Annotated in this window: 7 protein-coding genes; all 7 read left to right on the top strand. The window is 31.3% G+C overall.

What is annotated here, in order from left to right; genetic code table 11:
- Window positions 1-147: 147 nt before the first annotated feature.
- On the top strand, window positions 148-882 hold the full coding sequence (locus PEPTYR26121_RS09020) for a hypothetical protein (protein ID WP_180501094.1): 735 nt from the start codon (window positions 148-150) through the stop codon (window positions 880-882).
- Between the two features lie 8 nt (window positions 883-890).
- On the top strand, window positions 891-1,781 hold the full coding sequence (locus tag PEPTYR26121_RS09015; protein WP_180501092.1) for an ABC transporter ATP-binding protein: 891 nt from the start codon (window positions 891-893) through the stop codon (window positions 1,779-1,781).
- 483 nt (window positions 1,782-2,264) lie between these two features.
- Window positions 2,265-2,390: an erythromycin resistance leader peptide gene (locus PEPTYR26121_RS09295; RefSeq protein WP_017771940.1), complete on the top strand. Its 126-nt coding sequence runs from the start codon at window positions 2,265-2,267 to the stop codon at window positions 2,388-2,390.
- 57 nt (window positions 2,391-2,447) lie between these two features.
- The gene (gene erm(A), locus PEPTYR26121_RS09005; RefSeq protein ID WP_111889837.1) at window positions 2,448-3,179 is read left to right on the top strand and encodes a 23S rRNA (adenine(2058)-N(6))-methyltransferase Erm(A); all 732 of its coding nucleotides are present in this window, start codon (window positions 2,448-2,450) and stop codon (window positions 3,177-3,179) included.
- A gap of 216 nt (window positions 3,180-3,395) precedes the next feature.
- Entirely contained in the window at window positions 3,396-3,920 is a 525-nt protein-coding gene (locus PEPTYR26121_RS09000) for a phosphotransferase (protein WP_001176020.1), read from the top strand.
- A gap of 45 nt (window positions 3,921-3,965) precedes the next feature.
- A complete protein-coding gene (locus PEPTYR26121_RS08995) occupies window positions 3,966-4,355 on the top strand; it encodes a cytidine deaminase family protein (protein ID WP_001041171.1) in 390 nt (129 codons plus the stop codon).
- On the top strand, window positions 4,346-5,038 hold the full coding sequence (locus tag PEPTYR26121_RS08990) for an MBL fold metallo-hydrolase (protein ID WP_019124342.1): 693 nt from the start codon (window positions 4,346-4,348) through the stop codon (window positions 5,036-5,038). Before PEPTYR26121_RS08995 ends, PEPTYR26121_RS08990 begins: the two co-directional genes overlap by 10 nt.
- Window positions 5,039-5,336 lie beyond the last annotated feature (298 nt).

Raw genomic sequence — 5,336 nt, 5'->3', positions numbered from 1 at the left:
GAGATAATATATTGAATTTCTCTATTGTTGAAGGCGAACTTGGTTTAAAAAATTATGATGAGATATTTAATCAAAATACGCCCAATAAAATAAAATTAGAAGGTAAACTAAATAGATTTGAATTTATCAATGAGAGGTGAAAAGATCATGAAATATATTAAAGCTGAGATCTTTAGAATTTTTCATACAAGAAATTATCTTAAATTTATCTTTGCTATTACATTGATATTACTAGGAAGTATGATTTATTCATCCATAGACTCTAATTCGGGAGAATATTTCGAATCTATGGAAACATTTTTAAAGATTGTTAGTATTATAATTTCAATTTTTTTCAGCGTGACTATTTTTAAGAAAAAAGATATAAAAGTAGAGCTACTATCAATGGGGCTTAGTAGAAAGCACATATTTGTATGCGACCTTATTACTTTACAAATTTTTACTCTTTTTTCTATAGTAATAATGGGAGGGTTGATTTTATTATTCAGTTTATTAAAAAATCTAGTGGGATCTGATTACACTGGAGGATCATATATCGGATTTGTCTTTTTCTTGATTAGAATGATAATATTGATGATAAATGTAAACAATGGTGTCATGGGATTAACTTATTTATTGAACAATGTTGCTCTAGGCATTGCAACTTCCTTTGTTATAATTCCATCAGTTTTTCAAATAGGAATGTATATGACTGAAGGAAAAATCTACGATGTATTTAATAACCTTCTTCTTATACAACCATTCAAGCTATTAGATTTAGGATTGGCTACAGAGCAAATTGGAAATAGCTTTATGAAGACAGCTGGTATTAGTTTTGTTTTTGTCTTTGTAATTTATCTAATGAGTGGATATGTAAGATTTAGTAGAAAAGAAATCAATTGAGGTGGATTATGGATGCTATAGTTAAAACAGATAATCTTTCAAAAAAATATAATGACAAATACGCTTTAAATAACTGTTCGCTAACAGTGAATAGAGGAGATATCTATGGTATAATTGGTAAAAATGGTGCTGGAAAATCAACACTGATGAAAATTCTCTGTGGAATTACCGAGAAAACTCAAGGTGATTATGAATTGTTTGGAGGAAAGAATCTTTCAGAAGGAAGAAAGAAAATTGGAGCAATTTTGGAAAATCCAACCTTGTTTGGTAATTTGACAGCTAGAGATAATTTGAGATATTTTGCCATTCAAAAAGGCATTACTAATGAGAATACTATAAAGAAATCTTTAGAATTAGTTGGATTAAGCTACGATGATGGTAAGGTAGTTAAAAACTATTCAGTTGGTATGAAGCAGAGATTAGCTTTGTCTGTATGTCTTTTGGGGAAACCAGAACTTCTAATTTTAGATGAACCTATTAATGGGATAGATCCTAAAGGTATAGTAGAAATAAGAGACTTATTGAAAAGCCTAAATAAAGAAAATGGAGTGACTATTATTATTTCTAGTCATGTGCTTCCAGAGTTGGAAAACTTGGTAAATAAAATAGCGATTATTAATGACGGTCAAGTGATAGATAAATTAAGTTTGGATGATTTGCATAACAGAGATTTTAATTATATAGAAATCTGCACTTCAGATATTGATAGAACTGTAGCAATATTAAAGGAACAGGAAATCTCCAAAATTGATATTCAAAATGGCAAGATTCGAGTTAAAGAAAATATAGAAGACAGTTCAGAGGTTGTTAGTCTATTAGTTAATAATGGCATAAAAGTCTATGAAATTTTTAGAAAAGAAGAGACATTAGAAGATTTTTATTTAAAGATGACCAGCTAATTTGTTAATGATTCAAATTAAAATAACCAGTAAAGCTTCTATGTCATTTAAATATATAGGGAAGAGACAGCTCCACATCAGGAGCTGTTTTTGCTTTGTGTAATCATGATATAATATGTGAGGGAAAGAGAATTTGTTTTATAAATATATTCCCACATACGAGGCTTTTGAAAATTTTCAAAATTTATCCATACTGACCACTCAAGCCACGTTGAAGCAGCAATTCTGATGACGTATTGTGGTTTGGACAAGGAATAATAGGAGTCAACCACAACATGTAGTGGTTTGAGTACGAAAATTGGGTCAAAAACAGGCTAAAAAATACCGTTTTTTGACCCTTTTAAATAGGGCATTTGACAGATGACATTTGATGTTTCGGGATTAAAAATCCATAGGGTGAGGTAGATTAGCACAGAACTTTATTGAATAGAGAAATTAAAAGTGATATAATCAGTTGCATAAGGAGGAGTTAAATATGTGTACATGTATTGCAGTAGTAGATATTACTTTATCTCATTTATAATGAAAAAAATTAAAGGAGGTAAAGGTATGGGTATGTTTTCTATATTTGTTATTGAGAGATTTCATTATCAACCAAACCAAAAATAATTGGTTATAATGAGCTCTTAAGATTAGTTCATTATAACCGGCAAGGAGAAGGTTATAATGAAACAGAAAAACCCGAAAAATACGCAAAATTTCATTACATCTAAAAAGCATGTAAAGGAAATATTAAAATATACGAATATCAATAAACAAGATAAAATAATAGAAATTGGGTCAGGAAAAGGACATTTTACCAAGGAACTTGTGGAAATGAGTCAACGGGTGAATGCTATAGAGATTGATGAAGGTTTATGTCATGCCACGAAAAAAGCAGTTGAACCTTTTCAGAATATAAAAGTTATTCATGAGGATATTTTGAAGTTTAGCTTTCCTAAAAATACAGACTATAAAATATTTGGTAGTATTCCCTACAATATTAGTACTGATATTGTAAAAAAGATTGCTTTTGATAGTCAAGCGAAATATAGCTACCTTATTGTAGAGAGGGGATTTGCTAAAAGGTTGCAAAATACCCAACGAGCTTTAGGTTTGCTGTTAATGGTGGAAATGGATATAAAAATTCTTAAAAAAGTGCCACGAGCATATTTTCACCCTAAGCCTAATGTAGATTCTGTATTGATTGTACTTGAAAGGCATAAACCATTTATTTTAAAGAAGGACTACAAAAAGTATAGATTTTTCGTTTATAAATGGGTAAACAGGGAATATCATGTTCTTTTTACTAAAAATCAATTAAGACAGGCGCTGAAGCATGCGAATGTTACTGATCTTGATAAATTATCCAATGAACAATTTTTGTCTGTTTTCAATAGTTACAAATTATTTCAATAAATTAAAAATAATTAAGCGTTCTCTAACTTTAAGAGAACGCTTAATCTTATTACATTGAAAAATGCATTCTATTATTTTCAATTATTATGATATAACATAACTATCATTTTACTTATTTGCATATTTGCACGAAAATATAGTTATCGACGACTATTCTGATAATAGCAACTAATATAGTCAATGATAACTCAAAATTTATTGATATAGTAGGTATATGTGCAACTAATTAGGGAAGATTTTAGCTTGCCATTTCTGAAACAGCTAAAACAAGTATTGCGTAAAGAATGCGCCAGTCTTCCCATGGACTTAAAATGCTTGCTTGGGGCACACATAAAACCCCTTGAACAATCTATTGACAGAGTTGAAGGACTGTCGGAGATTCTAAGACGAAGTAATCCTAAAATGGCCCTATGCCATACAGATATTCATAATTGGAACTTGATGCAACGGGATGAGCAGTTAGTTCTAATTGACTGGGAAGGCTTGAAATTGGCTCCAGTAAAAGCTGATCTCATGTTTTTTGTTGATAAGCCATATTATGATGTATTTATGAACATATACCTGAAATTACACAAAGATTTTTTAATCAATACGGATGCTTTGTTATTCTATCATATTAGACGTAAACTAGAAGATATATGGGAGTTTATTGAACAACTTTTATATGACAATCAAGAGGATAAGGAAAGAAATGAAACTATAAAAGTTCTTGATGGTGAACTGAATAACTTAGTGTTTTGAAAAAAGAATAACGTATTATTAAGCTAAATAATATTGGAGAAGAAAATGAATAAACAAGAATTATATCAAATTGCTTTCAGTATAATTAATCATAAAAAGTTACGGAACTTTGGAACTTCAGGGCATGTTGCGTGCGCGTTGGAGACAAATAGCGGTAACATCTTTACAGGAATATGCATTGACTTGCCCTGTTCTATTGGCTTATGCGCTGAACAGTCAGCTATTGCTGAAATGGTAAAGAACAATGAAACTGCAATCAAAAGGATTATCGCTGTATTTGAAGATGGGAGTATACTTCCACCATGTGGAAGGTGCAGAGAGTTTATTGCACAGATAGATAATCAAAATATAGAGACCCAAATTGTATTACCTGAAATGGAAGAAGTGTTGCTGAAAGATTTATTACCAGAAAGGTGGGATGGCAAATGGAACTGAAAAAGATAACTAGCAGGGTCTTTTATTATCCACATCAACCAGAAACTGATAGGCCTATGTTGGCATACTTAAATGGAGATAAAATTGCACTTGCCATTGATGCAGGAAATTCAGCAGACCATGTTGATGAATTTTATAAATCCCTAGAAATCGAGGACCTAAAGAAGCCAGATTTTACTGTCATCACTCATTGGCACTGGGACCATACCTTTGGAATGCATAAAATTCACGGATTGTCCATTGCACACCATAAAACCAACGAGTTTTTGAAACAGGAAAGAGCCAAACTATCTGACAGCGCATATATAAAATTTTTGATAAATGATGATGAGTGCCTAGCTAGAGAATATGTAGATAATAAAAGAATTATTGCCGTTCTATCGGATATCCAATTTGAAAAAGAGCTTACCCTTAATCTCGGTGGAATAACCGCAATGATTTTTCATACGGTTTCACCCCATTCGGAAGATACGGTGCTTATCTATATTCCTGAGGAAAAAATATTGTTCTTGGGAGATTCAACAAGCGAGGATTTCTACGATGATGGGTATATGGATAAAGAAAAATTAATGTCATTAACAAATTTGATAGAAAGTTTCGACTGTAAGTATTGTATTTTAAGTCATGCAGAGCCTCTAACTAAATCAGATTTATTAGATTACTTAAAATCCATTCTAAAATAATAATCCATGAGGTGTATTGATATGTTCCCGTCTACCGATAGCCCCAAAAACGCAGTGGATATGTTCCCGAGAACGGACACACTCAAATGACATTCATTCTATCCTCTCAAGCCACGTGGAGAGTGTAGTATTGATGTCAAGAAAATAGAATAAGAGGTTATAAAACTGTTGAAATCAATGGCTTTTAGGATTTTAAAATAAATCTTAAAAGTCATTTTTCTATTTGGAAAATACTCTGTGGGAACATATTAATAGTAAAAATCGTAGGGGTGTGTAGACAGGATAGATATTTATAGGG

This window comes from Aedoeadaptatus nemausensis, from assembly GCF_903819165.1.
In the GTDB taxonomy this organism is placed as follows: domain Bacteria; phylum Bacillota; class Clostridia; order Tissierellales; family Peptoniphilaceae; genus Aedoeadaptatus; species Aedoeadaptatus nemausensis.
This window is presented reverse-complemented; position numbering and strand designations above follow the sequence as displayed.